This window comes from Ramlibacter aquaticus, assembly GCF_015159745.1.
Classification (GTDB): Bacteria; Pseudomonadota; Gammaproteobacteria; order Burkholderiales; family Burkholderiaceae_C; genus Ramlibacter; species Ramlibacter aquaticus.
Window position 1 is genome coordinate 43,424 of record NZ_JADDOJ010000016.1, and the last position, 16,844, is coordinate 60,267.

Annotated in this window: 14 protein-coding genes and 1 pseudogene; 7 read left to right on the forward strand and 8 right to left on the reverse strand. The window is 63.4% G+C overall.

Going from position 1 to position 16,844, the window contains the following annotated elements; all coding sequences use genetic code 11:
- Positions 1-237: 237 nt before the first annotated feature.
- Positions 238-411, reverse strand: coding sequence for a hypothetical protein (locus IM725_RS06080; protein WP_193779676.1), 174 nt, complete (start codon positions 409-411; stop codon positions 238-240).
- Positions 412-431: 20 nt separating this feature from the next.
- On the opposite strand from IM725_RS06080, the gene IM725_RS06085 reads away from it, so the two are divergent.
- On the forward strand, positions 432-1,754 hold the full coding sequence (locus IM725_RS06085; protein WP_193779677.1) for an IS110 family RNA-guided transposase: 1,323 nt from the start codon (positions 432-434) through the stop codon (positions 1,752-1,754).
- A 271-nt stretch (positions 1,755-2,025) separates the two neighbouring features.
- On the opposite strand, the gene IM725_RS06090 is transcribed toward IM725_RS06085, so the two are convergent.
- On the reverse strand, positions 2,026-2,742 hold the full coding sequence (locus tag IM725_RS06090) for an MgtC/SapB family protein (RefSeq protein ID WP_193779692.1): 717 nt from the start codon (positions 2,740-2,742) through the stop codon (positions 2,026-2,028).
- A gap of 248 nt (positions 2,743-2,990) precedes the next feature.
- Between IM725_RS06090 and IM725_RS06095 the strand changes: the two genes are divergently transcribed.
- Complete coding sequence (locus IM725_RS06095) at positions 2,991-3,683, forward strand: VIT1/CCC1 transporter family protein (protein WP_193779678.1); 693 nt, start codon at positions 2,991-2,993, stop codon at positions 3,681-3,683.
- 45 nt (positions 3,684-3,728) lie between these two features.
- On the opposite strand, the gene IM725_RS06100 is transcribed toward IM725_RS06095, so the two are convergent.
- The 3 genes from IM725_RS06100 to IM725_RS06110 form a co-directional block, all read right to left on the reverse strand.
- Positions 3,729-5,180 (reverse strand): carbohydrate porin, encoded by a 1,452-nt coding sequence (locus IM725_RS06100; protein WP_193779679.1) that lies wholly within the window; start codon positions 5,178-5,180, stop codon positions 3,729-3,731.
- Between the two features lie 204 nt (positions 5,181-5,384).
- A complete protein-coding gene (locus IM725_RS06105; RefSeq protein WP_193779680.1) occupies positions 5,385-7,064 on the reverse strand; it encodes an NRAMP family divalent metal transporter in 1,680 nt (559 codons plus the stop codon).
- A gap of 16 nt (positions 7,065-7,080) precedes the next feature.
- Positions 7,081-7,416 carry a hypothetical protein gene (locus IM725_RS06110; RefSeq protein WP_193779681.1) on the reverse strand — a complete coding sequence of 112 codons (336 nt, stop codon included), beginning with the start codon at positions 7,414-7,416 and terminating at the stop codon, positions 7,081-7,083.
- A 962-nt stretch (positions 7,417-8,378) separates the two neighbouring features.
- Between IM725_RS06110 and IM725_RS06115 the strand changes: the two genes are divergently transcribed.
- Positions 8,379-8,657: a metal/formaldehyde-sensitive transcriptional repressor gene (locus IM725_RS06115; protein WP_193779682.1), complete on the forward strand. Its 279-nt coding sequence runs from the start codon at positions 8,379-8,381 to the stop codon at positions 8,655-8,657.
- A gap of 8 nt (positions 8,658-8,665) precedes the next feature.
- The gene (gene dmeF, locus IM725_RS06120; protein ID WP_193779683.1) at positions 8,666-9,922 is read left to right on the forward strand and encodes a CDF family Co(II)/Ni(II) efflux transporter DmeF; all 1,257 of its coding nucleotides are present in this window, start codon (positions 8,666-8,668) and stop codon (positions 9,920-9,922) included.
- Positions 9,923-10,399: 477 nt separating this feature from the next.
- Here the strand turns inward: dmeF and IM725_RS06125 are convergent, their stop codons facing one another.
- Complete coding sequence (locus tag IM725_RS06125) at positions 10,400-11,953, reverse strand: tyrosine-type recombinase/integrase (protein ID WP_193779684.1); 1,554 nt, start codon at positions 11,951-11,953, stop codon at positions 10,400-10,402.
- On the reverse strand, positions 11,950-12,912 hold the full coding sequence (locus IM725_RS06130) for a DNA-binding protein (RefSeq protein ID WP_193779685.1): 963 nt from the start codon (positions 12,910-12,912) through the stop codon (positions 11,950-11,952). Before IM725_RS06130 ends, IM725_RS06125 begins: the two co-directional genes overlap by 4 nt.
- A 299-nt stretch (positions 12,913-13,211) precedes the next feature.
- Between IM725_RS06130 and IM725_RS06135 the strand changes: the two are divergent.
- Positions 13,212-13,511 (forward strand): annotated as a pseudogene (locus IM725_RS06135) (transposase); the annotation flags it as partial.
- 140 nt (positions 13,512-13,651) lie between these two features.
- Entirely contained in the window at positions 13,652-13,816 is a 165-nt protein-coding gene (locus tag IM725_RS06140; protein ID WP_321576189.1) for a 6-carboxytetrahydropterin synthase, read from the forward strand.
- Positions 13,817-13,867: 51 nt separating this feature from the next.
- On the opposite strand, the gene bioB is transcribed toward IM725_RS06140, so the two are convergent.
- Positions 13,868-14,890, reverse strand: a complete 1,023-nt coding sequence (gene bioB, locus IM725_RS06145) for a biotin synthase BioB (RefSeq protein ID WP_407692504.1) — start codon at positions 14,888-14,890, stop codon at positions 13,868-13,870.
- A 205-nt stretch (positions 14,891-15,095) separates the two neighbouring features.
- Between bioB and IM725_RS06150 the strand changes: the two genes are divergently transcribed.
- Positions 15,096-16,661: a glycosyltransferase family 39 protein gene (locus tag IM725_RS06150; RefSeq protein ID WP_193779687.1), complete on the forward strand. Its 1,566-nt coding sequence runs from the start codon at positions 15,096-15,098 to the stop codon at positions 16,659-16,661.
- The last annotated feature ends 183 nt before the right edge of the window (positions 16,662-16,844 follow it).

Genomic DNA, 16,844 nt, shown 5'->3' on the forward strand with positions numbered 1-16,844 from the left:
CCCCTGTAGAAAGCCATGCGAGACCCCGCTCGAATCGACGACGTTTTGGCTGCGCTGCGTGCAGCATGGGTAGAGTCACCCGATTTTCGGCTCGGGCAGTTGGTCGCAAACGCAGTTCGGCCCACGCAACCGTGCCCGGAGGTGTTCTACGCCGAGGACGATGCGATCCTCGAGGCCTAATCAGCTTCCCAACCCCGCTGTCGCGGGCCGGGCGTTCGCAAAGAAACAGTCTTTGCGCTACAAGGTGGACGGCGGCGCCGATATGACCGACCAACCATTGGTGCGAGCTTGTGCGAGCCCGTTAATCAGCATGGTCCGGGAATCGTCGGCGACATTGGCGAGCGCAGCGATGCGCATCCCGTTTGAGAGATCGAGTCGAATTTCGACGTTTCCCATGGCGCTGCCGTCCATCAACAATGTTGGAGTAATCCATGGCAGTACGCAAGCGTGAAGATGAAGTGTTTCCCAATGCAGCCGACATCGACGTCGGCGCGTCGAGCCACTGGGTCGCGGTACCCAGGCATCTCGCCGAAGAGTCGGTGCGAGAGTTCGGCGCGATGACCGACGACCTGAACGCGATGGCCGACTGGATGCTCGCCTGCGGCGTCGACACGGTGGCACTCGAGTCCACTGGGGTGTACTGGATCCCGGTGTACGAGGTGCTCGAGCAGCGCGGCCTGAAGGTCTGGCTGGTCGATGCCCGTCAGATGAAGTACGTCCCAGGACGCAAGAGCGACGTTCAAGATTGCCAGTGGATTCAGAAGCTCATGAGCCTTGGGTTCCTGCGCGCAGCGTGGCGTCCCGACAGCGAGGTCTGCGTCGTGCGCGCGGTGGCACGGCAACGCGAAGTTCTACTCATCGAACAGGCCAGTTGGGTGCAGCGCATGCAAAAGTCACTCGTTCAGATGAACATCCAACTCACCGAGGTGCTCGCGGATGTCATGGGCATGACCGGTCAAGCCATCATCCGGGCGATCGTTGCCGGTGAGCGCGATCCCAAGGTTCTGGCCAAGCACCGGGATCGCCGCGTGAAGGCGACTGTCGAAGTGATCATCAAGGCGTTGACCGGCAACTGGCGCGACGAGCATCTGTTCGTGCTGCGCCAAGCGTTGGCGATGTACGACGATATCGCGCGGCATTTGAGGGAGTGCGATGCAGAGCTGCAGACCCAACTTCGGGCTCTCGGGCAGCGCAATGTCGATCTGGGCAAGGCCCCTCGCGCGGACAGCAAGCAGCGCCAGGAATTCGAAGCCCGCCAGACGCTGGCCAACTGGGCGGGCGTGGACCTCACGCGAATCAACGGACTGGGCTTGGCGGCCGTGATGAAGATCCTCACCGAAATCGGCCCCGACCTGAGCCGCTTCGCCAACGTCAAGCACTTCTGCTCCTGGCTGGGGCTGTGCCCAGGTACCAAGATCAGCGGCGGCAAAGTGCTCTCTGCGAAGACCAAGCGATCGGCCAACCGCGCCCGCCAAGCGCTCAAGATGGCGGCGATGAGCCTCTCGCGCAGCAGTTCTGCACTCGGTGCCTTCTATCGCCGCCTGTGCAGCCGAATGGACAAGCCGAGCGCCAATACCGCGACGGCCCACAAGCTCGCTCGAATGGTCTACTTCATGCTTACTCGCGGCGAAGACTTCGTCGACAAGGGCCAGGAGCACTACGAAGAACAGCAGCACCAGCGCAGCGTCGCCGCTCTGAAACGCCGTGCCGCCGCGCTCGGCTTCGAGATCAAACTGACCTCCGTGCCTGCATGAAAACTCAACATCCCGTTACTGTTTCTTGAGAGCTATCGTGAGCTGGTGCAGGCGGTCAGGACGCGCGGGACGGGCGACCGCAGCTAACGGCCCCGAAGCTGCCGGGCGGGGACGGCCGCTCTCAGGTCGCTCTACGTAAGCTCGGGGCCCACCCCCAAGCGCTCACTGGCGAAGTTCACCGGAGTCCAGACCGCCCGAATTTCCGGCGGTGTGGCCGTAGATCCCCAAATGTGCGGCTCGACCGCTGTTCTACCAGTGGGAGTTCCTTGAATCACTCTTCAGCGCTGGCGTTCCAGAACGCTTGAGATACGCCAGCTTCCGCTTCCACGAGGGTGATCACTCGGTCGAGTTCCCCTGGGTTTACTGCTGTTGCATACAGTTTGGCCTCGATCTCTGCATCGCTCTGACCGAACGGGTGCTGGTCCACATCGCGCACGGGATAGCTCGCCGCTTCTAGTAGCGCCACAAGTTTCTCGCGGACGTCGGCCTGCCTGGCACGATTGCAAATGACGTAGACCGTGTACGTGGCCTCGCTGAGCGCCTCCTTGACCGGTTGACGATTGATTCGGTTGACGACGGGCCTGAGAAGCGTGTTGCTCGCCAGAACGAAAGACGCCGCGACAGCGGCTTCGTCCATCAGAGCTGCGCCCGCGCAGGCGCCCACCGCGGCGGAGCCCCACAAAGTCGCGGCCGTATTCAGCCCGGTGATGTTGGCCCCTTCCTTCATGATCGCTCCAGCGCCGAGAAAGCCGATGCCTGAAACAACGTAGGCCACGACGTGAACCGCGCCATCATGGCCGCCCAGCCGGTTAGCCATGTCGACGAACACGGCGGATCCGACCGCGACGAGCGTATTCGTCCTGAGCCCTGCGGTGCGCTGCCGAATCTGGCGCTCCAGGCCGATCACTCCGCCGAGCAAGAAGGCAATCGTGATGCGCACTAGCGTGTCGAGCAGCACGTGTGGGTTGACCATTTGCAAGGATTCCATTGAATTGATCTCGTTTCTGCGCCCGACGGAGCAGCGAATATAGGGTAGTTTTTTGACGGTGAGCGCACCGCTCATGTGCGGGCGCCTCGGTACTCGGATCGATATGCCACCGCACTGAGGGTGCGCATCTGATTTCATTCAATGATTCACAAGCCATCAATGAGATTCATTTGCATTCCAAATGTCCTCATAAATATCGGATTACGTTCACACTCGCACAATCGCATCAATTTACGGGAGTAATCTGGATGACGAGTCGAAAGAAGGAAAACCACAAGATCAATCGGATAGGCTGGCTACGGGCAACTGTGCTCGGCGCCAACGATGGGATCATTTCGACATCTAGCATCATGCTGGGCATCGCTGCCGCACATCCGGACCGAGCCAGCGTTTTGCTCGCAGGTGTTGCAGCGCTGGCTGCCGGGGCCATGTCTATGGCAGCGGGCGAATACGTTTCGGTTTCCTCACAGGCCGACACAGAGAAAGCCGCGCTCAACGAAGAGAAGGCCGAACTCGCGTCTGACGCTGAGGGAGAACACCGTGAGCTTGCCGCAATCTACGTGAGGCGGGGCGTTCAACTCCCCCTTGCCCGGCAAGTCGCTTCGCAACTGATGGCCAAGGACGCATTGGCGGCGCATGCGCGCGACGAACTCGGAATCAACGAGATCACCTCCGCGCAGCCCCTCCTTGCTGCGGTGAGCTCAGCTCTCAGCTTCTCGTCGGGTGCACTCCTCCCCTTGGTAGCGGGGCTCCTCTGTGCTGATGGATATCGCACGGTCACAATTGTTGGCTTCTCCTTGGCGAGCTTGGCTGTGTTGGGAGCGGTAGCCGCAAGAATAGGCGGTGCTCCGGTTGCTCCAGGCGTTATCAGAATACTGTTTTGGAGCAGCATCGCTATGGGGGTGACGATGGCTGTTGGCCATGCATTCGGCGCAGCGTGAAAGACGTCAACGCTACTGCGCGGTTCTGCTCCCGATGGCGACTGGCTAGAGTTCGACGTGTAGACGTCCCCCGAAGACGTTGACGGGCCCTCTTCGATCGGCGTTGTAGCCAGGATTGACGATCTGCTGCAAGTCGAACGTCAGCCATGCGCCTTTGCGAACCTGCCAGTTGTAGTACGCCTCCAGCACCCGCTCGCGCCCGTAGTGAGTCAGCTGTCCGTCACCGAGGAATCCCCCCAGGCCGCCGGCGGCAAGGTAGTCGAGATGGTCCTTGTTGAGCCCGCTGGAGGCGAAGGCAAAGCCTACCGTGTCGTCCGGCCGTTCCCACGCGCTGCCGTTCGTAGAGGCTCCGGCCGACACGGTGTTGTCGATTTCGGTGAAGGCGTACTCCTCGACCTTGTCATCCGCGTAGCTCGCACGAATGAACACGGCCGTGTCCGCCGTTACACCCTGGTCGAAGCTGACTCCGATGCCGTGCTTGGCGGCGTCCTTTCGCACACTGGTAACGTCCGGGACGCCGCCCGAAGCCAACGCCGCATTGATCGCATCGCGGTAGCTCCCCGCGTCCGCTTCATTTCGGAAAACCAGCACCCGAAAGCTGCCGGGTAGGCCCTTGATCGAGTGGGTGTGTTCGACTTCAATCTGGTCGCCATGGTGACGCATGATGTTGAAGTCGAGTCGCGTGCCGTTGGCCACCGTCGGCTCCATGAACCGTCCGCCACGGATGGCCCAATCGTTCCAGTAGACCTCGGCCGCGGCGCCCACTGTGTAGGAGCGCGCGTCGGCGGCGAAGTCCCAGGCACCGTGGGTGATCAACGCCCAGTTCATGAACTGCGATCGCGGGTCGTTGGCGTAGCGACTCTTCTCGAAGATATCGGGCAGCGATATGCGTCCGAGCGTCAGCACGACGCGCTGCTTGGTGTAGTCGCTCGCCAGCTGATTCGCGCCGTCGTCGACATGGAAACTCTCGCCTCCGAGATCGATCGTCTGGCGCAGGAAGGCCCGAGCCCAGTAGGTCTTGAACTCTGGGCCGCCGTTCTTTTGCAGCTCACCGTTCTGGATGCTGGCCAGCCCGTACAGATGCGAGAACGGAACGCCTTCGAAGCCTTCCGGGTGCACATAGAACTCGCCACCATTCCAGAGGCGCAACCCGACGAACGCGGTCAGCGAAAGGCTGTAGCCGCGTTCGCGTTCCGTCTCCAGGCTCTGCGGCCCCTTGTAGGGGGCGTGGAAGGCCTCCTTCTGCTGCCATACATAGGTGGACTGGAAGTGCACGTTCCACCGGTCGCTTTGCCCGTCCTCGCCTGATGCTTCAACGGGAGCACTCGAACTCGTGGCCGGCGCAGCAGCACACGGGACGTCCCGCGGCGGACAGGAAGCGGCAGCGGGAACTTCATCGGCCGCGAAGGCGCCGGCAGAAAGCCCACAGGCCAGTAGTTGGCTCGCCAGGCGAAGCCGGAGGCAGAATTGATACTTGCGAGATGCGATTTGGGACATTGGAAATCCTCCAAATTATTCTTTGATTCGATTGCGACGGGCATGGATGCTCCTCGCCTGGAGATCAGACGCGAAGCGAGCAGCCGCGAACCTCGGAAGCCGCCACCGGGCCCGACCGAAGCAATCATTGCCAGGAGGCAGGGCACCGCCGTGAGCGCGAACCCGCGGTGCGGCCGCTGCGGACGCAGCTGTACGCGACGGCTGCTAAGGCGCCGCCGAGCCTGGGGACACCGCCAGTTGCACCAACTTGAAGATCAGCATGCCGGCGGCCACGACGAGATAACCCCGCAAGACCAGCATCCAGGCCTTGCTCAGCAAAGTCAGCTTGGCGGGCAGGAGTTGATCGAGTGGTGGCATGGTCCACTGATCGCGGGGCCGGGTGTCGTCCGTTTGCTCGGGCTGCTGCACGATGCCGCGGCTGCGCTCGTAGGCTTTAACACCAACTGCCATGCCAACAGCGAGCGCCGAGCCTCCGATCAGGACGCCGAGGATTTCGCGCTCGCCGATGTTGGGAAACAGCACCGACGCGGTCAGAATCACCGATAGCATCACGAGCACCGCGATCACTCCCGCCGTGAAGACATTCAGCCTGCGAGAGTTCACCCAGGGGCCCAGAACAGCCCGGTCGTTGCACAGCAGCAGCAGGAAGACGGCAGCGCTCGGAAGTAGTACCCCTGCCAGAGTCTGTACGAGGTTGGTCAGCAAGCCCAGTGGCGTTCCTGGGGTCAGCACCAACGCAGCGGCGATGACGATCAGACCGGCATAGACGGCGTAGAAGCCTTTGGCTTCAGAGGGCTTGCGGTGCAGCGAGTGGCGAACGGCGAAGACGTCACCGATCGCATAGGCGCTCGACAGGGACACCGCCAGGGCCCCGATGATCGATGCATCGATCAGCGCCACTGCGAAGAGCACGGCCGGCAGCCTGCCAACATATTTCTGCATTCCGCTCGCGACGCCGGTGGCATCCGTGAAGTTGCCGAACTCCGGGTGGCCGGAGAAGGTGGCCGCAGTGAACGCCGTCATGGCGACCGCCCCGATGATCACGAGACCGATGCCCAGCCAAAGGTCTAGCCGTTCGTACTTCATGAATCGCGGTGTAATGCGCTTGTCAATCACGTAGCTCTGCTGGAAAAAAAGTTGCCAGGGCGCGATGGTGGTGCCGACGATGGCGATGATCAACAGCATGACCTCGCTGAGCTTGCTGCCCCGCGGAAAGCTGGGGATCAAGAAGTCGTGAGCGATCTGTCCCGCGGGCGGGTGGATGAGGACGAAAACAGGAACAAGCAAAAGGCTCGCGAACACTAAGAACAACGAGAATCGCTCGAAGCGCCGGAAATCCCCCGTGCCGGCCGCGGCGATGATGACGACGGCCGACACGGCGATGCCCCAGAATTTGGATACACCCAGGAAGTCGAGCCCCAGGCTGATGCCGATGAATTCGGTCACGATGGTCAGCGCGTTCAGCAGGAACAGGTCGATGACGCTGAACGCCCCCCAGAACTTCCCGAATCGCTCGAAGATCAGTCGCGCGTGGCCGACGCCGGTTACGGCGCCGAGACGCAGCACCATTTCCTGATTGACGTACAGAACGGGGATGAGCAGCAGCAGCGTCCACAGCAGTGACGTCCCGTAGTTCTGGCCTGCCTGGGTGTACGTACCGAAGGCACCTGCATCGTTGTCGCCGACCATGACGATCATCCCGGGGCCGATGATGGCGAGCAGTGTCTGCAAGCGATGGCGCAGGCTGTTGCGAGGCTGCGTGTCGCCCCGCTTGATCGTGCCGAAGGCGCCACGGATGTCGCCAAGGTGGGCCGCGTCCAAGACAGCGGAAGCGTTTGATGTCGCCTGGAGGCGAGACTGGCCGGAGGGCTCAAATGGATTCATTGGATTCTCCCGGCCTTCAGCGTTGGACCGACCACGCCAGCAGGCCCTGTAGCGAGCCCCCGTTGACGCTCCTGGCGACAGCGTCATTTGCGCGCTCAGGCTCGGTGGCGGCAATGAAGCGCTGGCGCGCCGCAGTCGGAAGGAGTGCCATGACGGCGCTGCTGTCGCGCTGAGGCAGCATGGACAGGGCATCAGCGACGACGCGAGGTGAAGACCGGGACAACGCGGCGGCGAACGACGGATGACCATGAGCCGCAAGCAGCTCGCGCACGAGTGGCAGACGATGCGCCGCGATGGCGGCCAGCACTGCGCGACGCAAGGCGTCGCGGGCACGGGAAAAGCGGAACAGCATGGGATTCTCCTTGGGCCACGCGGCCGTCGAGACATCCCAGCGTTCAGACGCGCAGGTGCCCCTTCGGCGTGGCCGAATGCAATCGATTCAGATGTTTCGGTGACAGATCAAGTGGCGCCGTTTGGCGCCGTATAGGGGCGGGATCCATATGGGTCTCCTCAGGCTTAGGCAATTCGTCGGTAGGACGCGGGCGAGGCAAGCTTCCCGGCCGTGGCATTTGAAACCCCGTAGTGACTACAGAGTCAAGCGCCTTGTCGAGCAGATCGGGCGGAGGTCAACGGGCAAGGTTCGATTGGTCGAGAAATGCCGCCCGAACGCGGCGGCTCGACCACAGGCCTTGTTGAGCGTTCAGGTGCGATTCAAGCTCGGCCGTCGGGTCGCTCGTCGCATGAGTCGAAATGCGTGGCCACGATGCCAGGCGCGATGCCGCGTGCAGACCCGTGGCCGCAGCGACGGGCAGAACGGCCAATCGGTCGTTTGTCGACAGAACTCGCATGATCCAACTCCTTGGTACGGGAGGGCCGGCGACTGACAGAGACGAGGTCGTCCGCAGCAACGCAGCGCGCGAGGGGTGCACCCTCGCTCACTGGAAGTCACTGCGAATGGCGACGCGAACCGTTTGAATAGGCCAGGAGGCCTGGGGTTCGGTGCCTTGGTTTGCCCGAGAGGGACTTTGGGCTGCGGCGAACTTGGCTCGCGCAGCGCAAGGAGCTTGCGTTACGGTGCCAGGAGCGCCGCGCCGTTCAAGGCACGATTCGCGTCGCTTCGACTAGGCGCACTATCCACGCGCGGGCTCCATTGTTTCGATGAATGATTGTTGCAGCGCAGCGGGTACGGTGTCAACGGCAAAAGGCATTCCATGCATGGACTTTTCGCCATTTTTCGCACATCTGAGACGCAGGCCACCACCGACTAGGCTTCTTGAATGAGATAGGATAGCCCCCCATACTATCTAAGCCCCTATGAGCCACACCGTCCAGGACAAAGCCAAACTGCTGGGTCGCGTTCGCCGAGTTCGCGGTCAGCTCGACGCGGTAGAGCGCGCGCTGGAAGCCGAGGAGTCCTGCGCCGAGGTCATGCGCCAGATCGCGTCAGCGCGCGGAGCCATGAATGGGTTGCTTGCGAAAGTCGTCGAGGACCACATCCGAACACATCTGGTCGATCCAGAGAACAGGCCAGGCCACAAGGGCCCAGACGCGACCGACGAACTCGTTGAGGTCGTTCACAGCTACTTCAAGTGAGTTTAAAGATGAGCAGCGACACCTTGGCTCATGGCCATGTCTTCCTGGCCCCCGGGCATGAACGAAGCGAGCGCAAGACGTGGGCGGTTATTTGGCTGTGCGGGCTGATGATGGTTGCCGAGATCGTCGGCGGGACGATGTTCGGGTCTGTGGCGCTCATTGCGGACGGTCTGCACATGTCCACCCATGCCGGTGCGTTGCTGATCGCAGCGCTCGCGTACACCTATGCCCGGCGGCATGCGACCGACCCGCGCTTCTCTTTCGGCACCGGAAAGCTCGGTGATCTGGCCGGTTTCACCAGTGCAATCATCCTGGCCATGATCGCGCTGCTCATCGGCTATGAGGCCGTGAGCCGCCTGCTGAGTCCGGTACCGATCAACTTTAACCAGGCGATTCCGATCGCCATCTTCGGGCTCGCCGTCAACGTGGCGAGCGCGTGGCTGCTCAGTGGCGGCGACCATGGACATCACCACGGACACGGCCACCCACATGGGGAAGCTGAGGGCGAGGACGAGGTTCGTCGGGTCGACACGGTTTGGGGACCACTGGTGCTCGAAGTATTCGAAGACGGCGTCCCACCGCGGTTTCGGCTGCACGATGGCCTGGGTGGAGTTGAGCCGGCCTCCGCGTGGATGGGCGCGACCGTGGAGACCCAGCGTCCGGACGGAAGCCGGCAACTGTTCCGCTTCGTCGATCGCGGGGCCTACCTTGAATCCATCGAAGAGATTCCGGAGCCCCACGAGTTTGACGCGAGCCTGAGCATCTCGCGCGCTGGTCTCGAGGAGTTCCACGAGGTGAGTTTCGAGGAACACGACCATGGACACGGTGAGCCCAATGCCAAAACGCATCGAGACAACAACTTCCGGGCCGCGCTAGTGCACGTCATCGCTGACGCGGCGGTGTCGGTCCTTGTCATTGCGGGCTTGATCCTCGCACGGCAGTTTGGCTGGCTCTGGATCGACCCCCTTGTTGGTGTCGTCGGTGCTTTGGTCATTGCCAATTGGTCGTTCGGGCTGATACGCGACACCGGCGCGATTCTCTTGGACATGAACGCGGACGGCAGCTTGGCCAAAAGAATCCGTGAAGCCCTGGAGGGTGACGGTGATCGCTTGGCGGACCTGCATCTCTGGCGGCTAGGTCCAGGCCATCTCGGTGCGATCGTGTCCGTGTCGACCCCCGCCACGCGAGATGCGGGCTTCTACAGGGCAAAGCTCAGTCGATTCGGCGCGCTGTCGCACGTGACGGTCGAGGTTCGGCCCTCTTGACCGCATGCCTAGCCGCACCACGCCACCGACGCCCTGCAAGGCGGCGCTGAACTGAGCACCGAGCGCGACAAGCGGCGGGCTGCCTTGCTGGCGATGACGTCGAGGTACGTGCTCTCCGACGACATCAAGCGGCCCCGCCAATAACAACCGTGTTTAGCATCCCGACAGCTCAAGCGCATCACCGCACCATTTGAATCACCGATGCGACGTTCGCACAGCGTTCAATCAGCGTGCAAGTGGCACGGGTGCAAATTTTCGGCGGTTTGCGCGTACGCCTCCCCTCTCGCCACTTTTCAAGTCACGAGTTCTGGGCTTGGTTGTCCGGGCTCCGGTCTAGCAATGCCTCCCGGATGGCTCTGGTGCGGCTTAGTCACCCCAACCCGGCGTCTGCCGCTCGACGGGACGAGCGTCAGCTTCCGGGCGCCCAATCTGACGCGGCGCATGTCGGGTCTGGGTCGTAGGCAGTCCTTCGACCCCTCACCTTGTTGAGCCTGATTGGGCCGTCCCATCGCTAAACCCTCGCTCAACAAACTCCCGCAGCTTCGACAGATCGGTCTTCGCATACTCGGCGGTCGTCTGCACCGAGGCATGACCGAGCAAGGCCTGCGCCGCCGGTAGCGGCACGCCCTTGTCGACCACCAGCGTGCGCGCGTAGGCGTGGCGCAGCCAGTGCGGTGACACCGACCGCAGCAAGAGCGCGTCGGCCTCGTCCTGCACCTCATCGGCCACGGCGAGCAACACCGCCTTGACCTCGTCGTACAGGCCCCGCGCTCCGAGCGCAAATGCCTTCTGGCCATGGATGAGCGGCAGGTGCTCCAGCGCCGTTGGCCGCGCCGGCAACCCGCGCGCGAGCCGGTACCGGTGCAAGACGTCACCGCAGCGCTGAGGCAGCGGAATGCTGCGGGCCTTGCTCCCTTTGCCGAGTACTTGCAGGGTCCAGCCGCCGCGCTCGTCGACGTCCAGTCGCGGCAGGCCGGTGGCGGGCTGCCAAGCGAGTTCGGCCAACCGAACGCCTGCGTATCGAAACAGCGACCAGATGGCCGCTCGCCTCCAGACCGACACGGCCTCGGGCGCGGGCGCCACGCCGGCGATGCTGCTCGCCACCCAGGTATCGCAAGTCGTCATCAGCGGCTCGGGCACGAACCGCTGGGGCTTGAAGCCTGCTCGGGAACGTGATCCGCCACCGAGACCAGCCGCCGGGTTGCCGAGCAGGTAGCCGGTGTCGTGCCAATAGCGGAACAGACTCGCGACCACCGCGAGCGCGCGAGCCTGCGAACGGGGCGACGGCGTGGCCACCGGCGCTCGCTCACCGGCAACGGCCCCCGGTGCGACGCCGTCACCGGGATGCGCGACCCACTGCCGGTACGCGAGCAGGTCTTGCCGCGTCAGGTCGGACAGCGGCCCACGACCGTGAGCGAGGCACCAGGTGACGAGGCGTTGCAGTTCCGCCGTGTAGGCCCGCCACGTATGGCGTGAGCCGGACGCGCGCTCGCGCAGGAACGCCGCCGCAGCGGCATGATCGTCGGTCGCGCCCAAGGTGTTGGTGTCGTCGTGCGGGTTGGCCAAGCGTCCGCGTCGTTGAAGCCACTCGACCACATTGCACGGCAGCGCGGTGGAGGTGTCCACGTCATGTCCTGCCGCCGCGTCAGAGGAGACGCTCGCGGCCATCGGCGCGGCCTTGAAGCGCCTGGCATGGCTGTTCAACAGGGACCGCACGACCGACTCGACCGACGCCGCCTCGCCGCTCGGGAGCGCGCGTAGCCGTCCGCCCTGCCAAACCTCCACGACTTCGGGCACGTCGATAAGGAGTCGACACACCGTGGGCTTGGCACGTCGCGCATCGGGCAGCGCCCCGTAGACCTTGATCAGTCGCGTCCAGGTCCAGCGTTCATGTACCGGGTGGCCCAGCGCCTCGCTGAGGTACGCCGCGATCGCGGCGGGCTCTGACGGCAGACGCTGCGGCGGCACCACGCCGTGGTCGACCCACGCCGCCGGCGCGGCGCCATCGGTGGGCGCCGTCGTGCGGGTCATGGCGCGCCCGGCTTGTCGGCCTTGCCTGGGCGAGACGCGCGTTTGGACGCGCGTTCGCGAGCGCCCGCCACACTTGGGGTCGGCACAGCACGGGCGACCCTAAGTGCTCGAACGAACTCGTCGAGCTGGACGCGCTGCGACGCGTTCACGTAGCGCAGGGCGGCGACCTCGCCGGTGGCCTTCTGGTGCTGACCGCGCACGTCGATGAGGTCGCTCTCGAGCTGCTGAAGGCGGGCTTCCAGGACGGCCTGGCGCTTGTCTGCAAACTTCAGCTGGCTCGCGAGGCGTCCGATCTCTGCTTGGGCCGCCTGGCGCTGCTGGCCGGTCTCTTCGAGCAGTCGCCGAGACAGCCCCTCATAGCGCTCCTGCGTGGCGGCGATCGCCTGCGCCTGGGTGGCGCGTGCGGCATCGAGGTCGCCGCCAAGCTGCGCCTGCTGCGTTCGGGCGGCGTCGAGCTCCGCCTGAAGCGCCGTAGCGCGAGCGGACAGCGCCACTTGATCGGTGCTGGCTTGCGCGAGGCGCGAGTCGCGCTCGGTGACGGACGCCCGCAGCTCGGTGAGTTCTTGCTTGAGCACTTCGGCGCGCAGTTGCGCCTCGGTCAGCTCTTCTCGAGCGCCGTCGGCCACGGCCTGCGCCTGGCTGCGCAAGCGGCTGAGCTCGTCGAGCTGGGCGCCGACGGCGGCACGCCAGACCTGCTGCATCAACTCCGCGACGTCGGCCGGCAACTCCGGCAGGACGATGCGATCGACACCTGCATGGACGAGTTCGGCCTCGATCGCGTTGATAGCCTGGCCGATCGTGGCCGGATTGCCGCCGCCCAGGCGCTCGCGCACCTTGCGCACTGAGACCGCCCGACGAAACGCTTGGGCCGACGGCGTCTGACCCACACCGGCCTCGGCGACAAGCGCGAAGACGGCCTGGCGGACGTCCGCGGGCGTGGCGACGGCGGGACGCGGCATGGCAAGCTTCCGAAGAGTTAACTAACGATGTTAGTCTAACGTTAGACAACGATTCAAGCAACCGATTCAGAGTAGCAAACTCAGATAACGCGAATTATCGGTGCAAACCGAGGGTCTACGAAGCCCCCGGCTGTAGGCTGGGGCGTGGAAACACCCCGGCCAAGGGCGGACGAGGATGTGGTTGGGGGGGTCAGAGAATCCAGTATTCATGCGGCCTGCAGCGGGGCACCACCCCGCGAACCCGCATGAATGCTCGGTCTCGCTAGCGTCCTAAAACGCACGACCAACAAGACGACCCCTGCAGGCAGATGGGCGTTCGCCCGTCGATGGGAACGGTGGGTGATGCCTACGACAACGCGATGGCCGAGAGTTTCTTTGCCAGCCTGGAGGCCGAGCTCATCGAGCGCCACAGCTTCGAGTCGAAGGCCCAGGCCCGCATGGCAGTGTTCACCTGGATTGAAGGTTGGTACAACCCCAGGCGCCGCCACAGCGGCCTGGGCTACCTCTCACCCCTGAACTTTGAAAGGAGCCAGCAGATGCAATTCGATGCCCGTAAGCATGAGGCAGACCATGCCGACGGAGCACCCCAGACGGTTTGAGAATCAAACCAGAAACCGTCCACGGAACTGGGTCAACTCCAACTCCACTACGCGACAGCTACTTTGCCAAGGCTGGTGCGGCCACGAGGTGGTTGGCCTGCCGAGAAGAGACTGCCCGTGGTGGGGGCGAGATCGCCGACGTGCAGCAGCATTTGGACCACCACTTCCTCGACGAAGTACCGGGCCTGGGGCCTGCCATCCTGGAAAATCTGTGCCGATTCATTGCAGCGCGCCTGCAATCCCGCTTCCCGGACCTGGCCAGCGTCAGCGTCTGGCGTGAATCGGTCGGCGATGCGCCCGACTGACGGTGTCGTGAACAGCCCCCGCTACGGGCGAGGCGGATGCGCCGGACCGGCTCAGCCCCCTGCAGTCCGGGGTTCCGGCTTGCCCGCACGCAGGCCCAGCCGTGCAAGGAGCGAGACATCCGCTTCGACGTCGGGGTTCCCCGTGGTGAGCAGTTTGTCCCCGTAGAAGATCGAGTTCGCCCCCGCCTGGAAGCAAAGCGCCTGCACCGCTTCACCCATCTGCTGGCGCCCGGCCGACAGCCGCACCCGCGCACGCGGCATCGTGATGCGAGCCACGGCGATCGTGCGCACGAACTCGAAGGGATCCAGGGGCGCCTGGTCGGCCAGCGGGGTGCCAGCCACCCGCACCAGGTGATTGATGGGAACGGACTCCGGGTAGGGCTCCAGGTTCGCGAGCTGGGCCACCAGCCCCGCGCGCTGCCGCCGCGACTCGCCCATGCCCACGATGCCGCCGCAGCAGACCTTCACCCCTGCCCCACGCACCCGCTCCAGCGTATCCAGCCGGTCCTGGTAGTCGCGGGTCGTGATGATCTCCCCGTAGAACTCCGGGGCGCTGTCCAGGTTATGGTTGTAGTAGTCCAGCCCGGCGTCCCGCAGGACCTCGGCCTGGCCGTCGGCCAGCATGCCCAGGGTGGCACAGGCCTCCAGGCCGAGCGACTTCACGCCGCGCACCAGGTCGGCCACCTTTTCAACATCCCGGTCCTTGGGCGAACGCCACGCCGCGCCCATGCAGAAGCGCGTCGCCCCTGCATCGCGAGCGGCCCGCGCGGCGTGCAGGACCTCGTCGACTTCCAGCATCTTGCCCGCACCCACGCCCGTGTCGTAGTGCACGGACTGGGGGCAGTAGCCGCAGTCCTCCGGGCATCCCCCCGTCTTCACCGACAGCAGGGTGGCCAGCTCGACCAGCGTGGGATCGAAGTTCTCACGGTGAACGGTCTGCGCCCGGTGCAGCAGTTCGGAGAACGGAAGTTCAAACAGCGCCAGTACCGCTTCCGTCGTCCAGCGCACCGGGACGGCGGCCATGCGCATCGCCGGCGGATGGAAGGTGAGCGGAGACTCGATGGTCTGGTTCATGGCAATTCCTTTTGTCTACTGGCCTGGAAGGAGAGCTCGGTGTCGCCTTCCAAGTCGCGGCACTATAACGCCTCTAGAACCGCGTGCCTGCAGCCCGCACGGTATCGGGTGCGGTGGACGAGGTGCTGACACGCGACGTCGCTGGCAGGAAAAGCAAGCACTGGTATCGTTGAGGATGGGCCCTCGCCAGGGGCTCTAACCTACCATGCACTCCCACGATCTTCTCCCCCGTCCTCGTCGGAACGGTGTTGCTGATGCGGCACTTACTCGACTGAACTCTCATTGGCCATTTCTGGCCTCGGCCGCGGTGGTTTGTTCCTGGGTCCTTTTGACAGCCTCGGTCAACCCTGCGCAGTTCGCAGACAGCGTCGAAGAGTACAACTGGGCACATGGACTGGAGTGGGGCTACTGGAAGCATCCGCCGCTGACGACATGGCTGATGCGCGTCATCATCAGTGTTGTGGGGGTGTCCCACTGGACGTCCTATTTTGCGGCGGCGGTGTGCAACGTCGCGACGCTCTGGTTCATGTGGCAGCTCTCGCTGCTGCTCTTGCCGCGAAGAGCGGCAGCGTTTGCCATTCTGCTTCTGCCTCTCCATCACAGCATGTCGTGGCGGGCACAGGTGTTCAACCACAACACAGTGCTTGTGTTGATGTCCAGCGCGCTGGTTTGGGCGGTAGTTCGTGCAACCCAACGCGGCCGCTCATCAGATTGGGCTTTGGTGGGCCTGATCGGCGGGGCGGCCATGCTGACCAAATATCAAGCCGTAGTGCCGATCATGGCTGCCCTTACCGCTTTGAAAATGAGCGGTGCCATGGAGCAATCCCAGTGTCGTCGCGGTATCGCACTCGCCACCTTGGTTGGTATGGTCGTTTTTCTTCCTCACCTCATATGGGAAGTTTCACACGACTGGCCGACCCTACGATATGTGGAACACAGCGCACCAGTACTCGCCTTGCCGGCGCGCTTTGTAGCTGTGCTGAAGTTCTTTGGCGCTCAGGTTGGCTTATACGTTGCCGTCCTTTTCACAGCCGCTTTAGCAGCTTTCTGGCCAAGTCGCATACGCAGAAGTCCTGTTGAATCAGCGGTTCAGCCCCAAATGGTTTGGATTTGGTCATTGGTGCTGGTGCCGGTCGCAATCGTGACTGCGATTGCGCTCTTCGTAGGATTGAAGCCCCCTCGGGACTGGGGAATCCAAACGCTCCAGTTCTTGCCGCTACTACTGGCAGCGCTACTTGAGGGCCGCAAGGAACCTGTCAGCCTGCGAATCCCTCTTTTGGCCAGTGGCATTGTGGGGGTGGGCATTGCATCGTTCTATGTCTACAAGACCACTGATGCTTCCGAAATTCACAAATTGAATTCGGCTGATCGAGTCTTTCCTGCGCGGCAGCTAGCGGGGCTTGTGATGCGCGATTGGCGTCAAGCCACCCAATGCCCTCTGCGATACGTCGAGGGCAATGGGTTTACCGCGGGGCTAGTCTCCGTCTATTCTGGCGCGTACCCTCAGGTTCTCGAGGAGGGTGACCACCGAAAGTCCCCCTGGGTCGACACCAACCGCATGACTGAGGACGGCTGGGTGCAGATCGAAGCACCCATCTCCATCGGTCAAGCGGGGCCTGTGCGTGTCCAAAGCTTAGAAGTGCCGGCAGACGCGAAGAACGGGGGCACTGCACTTGTCCGTTGGAAAATTCATCCGCCAAATCGCCGCTGCAAGGACGTGCAGATTCCAGGAGAAACTGGGTCAACCCGGTCTGCAGTGGAGCACGGGTAGCCGCCCGCTGTCACTCTGCGCAGAAACCTTCTAGCCCCGACTGAAGATCGGCTGGGTGTTGATTTCCATCCAGAAGTGACCCACCTGGCCGGGTAATTTCCATCGAAATCTGACCCACGTACGAACCCTAACCTGCTGCTTTTGGTGGCAGGAGCACTAGGAGTGATTGACGTGGCGACACTG

What these genes read in the sequence shown, in the direction of transcription:
- IM725_RS06130 (WP_193779685.1), bottom strand. Translation starts at nt 12,912, where the DNA reads ATGCCGCGTCCCGCCGTCGCCACGCCCGCGGACGTCCGCCAGGCCGTC.
- IM725_RS06115 (WP_193779682.1), top strand. Translation starts at nt 8,379, where the DNA reads ATGAGCCACACCGTCCAGGACAAAGCCAAACTGCTGGGTCGCGTTCGC.
- IM725_RS06125 (WP_193779684.1), bottom strand. Translation starts at nt 11,953, where the DNA reads ATGACCCGCACGACGGCGCCCACCGATGGCGCCGCGCCGGCGGCGTGG.
- IM725_RS06080 (WP_193779676.1), bottom strand. Translation starts at nt 411, where the DNA reads ATGGACGGCAGCGCCATGGGAAACGTCGAAATTCGACTCGATCTCTCA.
- IM725_RS06110 (WP_193779681.1), bottom strand. Translation starts at nt 7,416, where the DNA reads ATGCTGTTCCGCTTTTCCCGTGCCCGCGACGCCTTGCGTCGCGCAGTG.
- IM725_RS06150 (WP_193779687.1), top strand. Translation starts at nt 15,096, where the DNA reads ATGCACTCCCACGATCTTCTCCCCCGTCCTCGTCGGAACGGTGTTGCT.
- IM725_RS06095 (WP_193779678.1), top strand. Translation starts at nt 2,991, where the DNA reads ATGACGAGTCGAAAGAAGGAAAACCACAAGATCAATCGGATAGGCTGG.
- bioB (WP_407692504.1), bottom strand. Translation starts at nt 14,890, where the DNA reads ATGAACCAGACCATCGAGTCTCCGCTCACCTTCCATCCGCCGGCGATG.
- IM725_RS06105 (WP_193779680.1), bottom strand. Translation starts at nt 7,064, where the DNA reads ATGAATCCATTTGAGCCCTCCGGCCAGTCTCGCCTCCAGGCGACATCA.
- IM725_RS06090 (WP_193779692.1), bottom strand. Translation starts at nt 2,742, where the DNA reads ATGGAATCCTTGCAAATGGTCAACCCACACGTGCTGCTCGACACGCTA.
- IM725_RS06085 (WP_193779677.1), top strand. Translation starts at nt 432, where the DNA reads ATGGCAGTACGCAAGCGTGAAGATGAAGTGTTTCCCAATGCAGCCGAC.
- IM725_RS06100 (WP_193779679.1), bottom strand. Translation starts at nt 5,180, where the DNA reads ATGTCCCAAATCGCATCTCGCAAGTATCAATTCTGCCTCCGGCTTCGC.
- dmeF (WP_193779683.1), top strand. Translation starts at nt 8,666, where the DNA reads ATGAGCAGCGACACCTTGGCTCATGGCCATGTCTTCCTGGCCCCCGGG.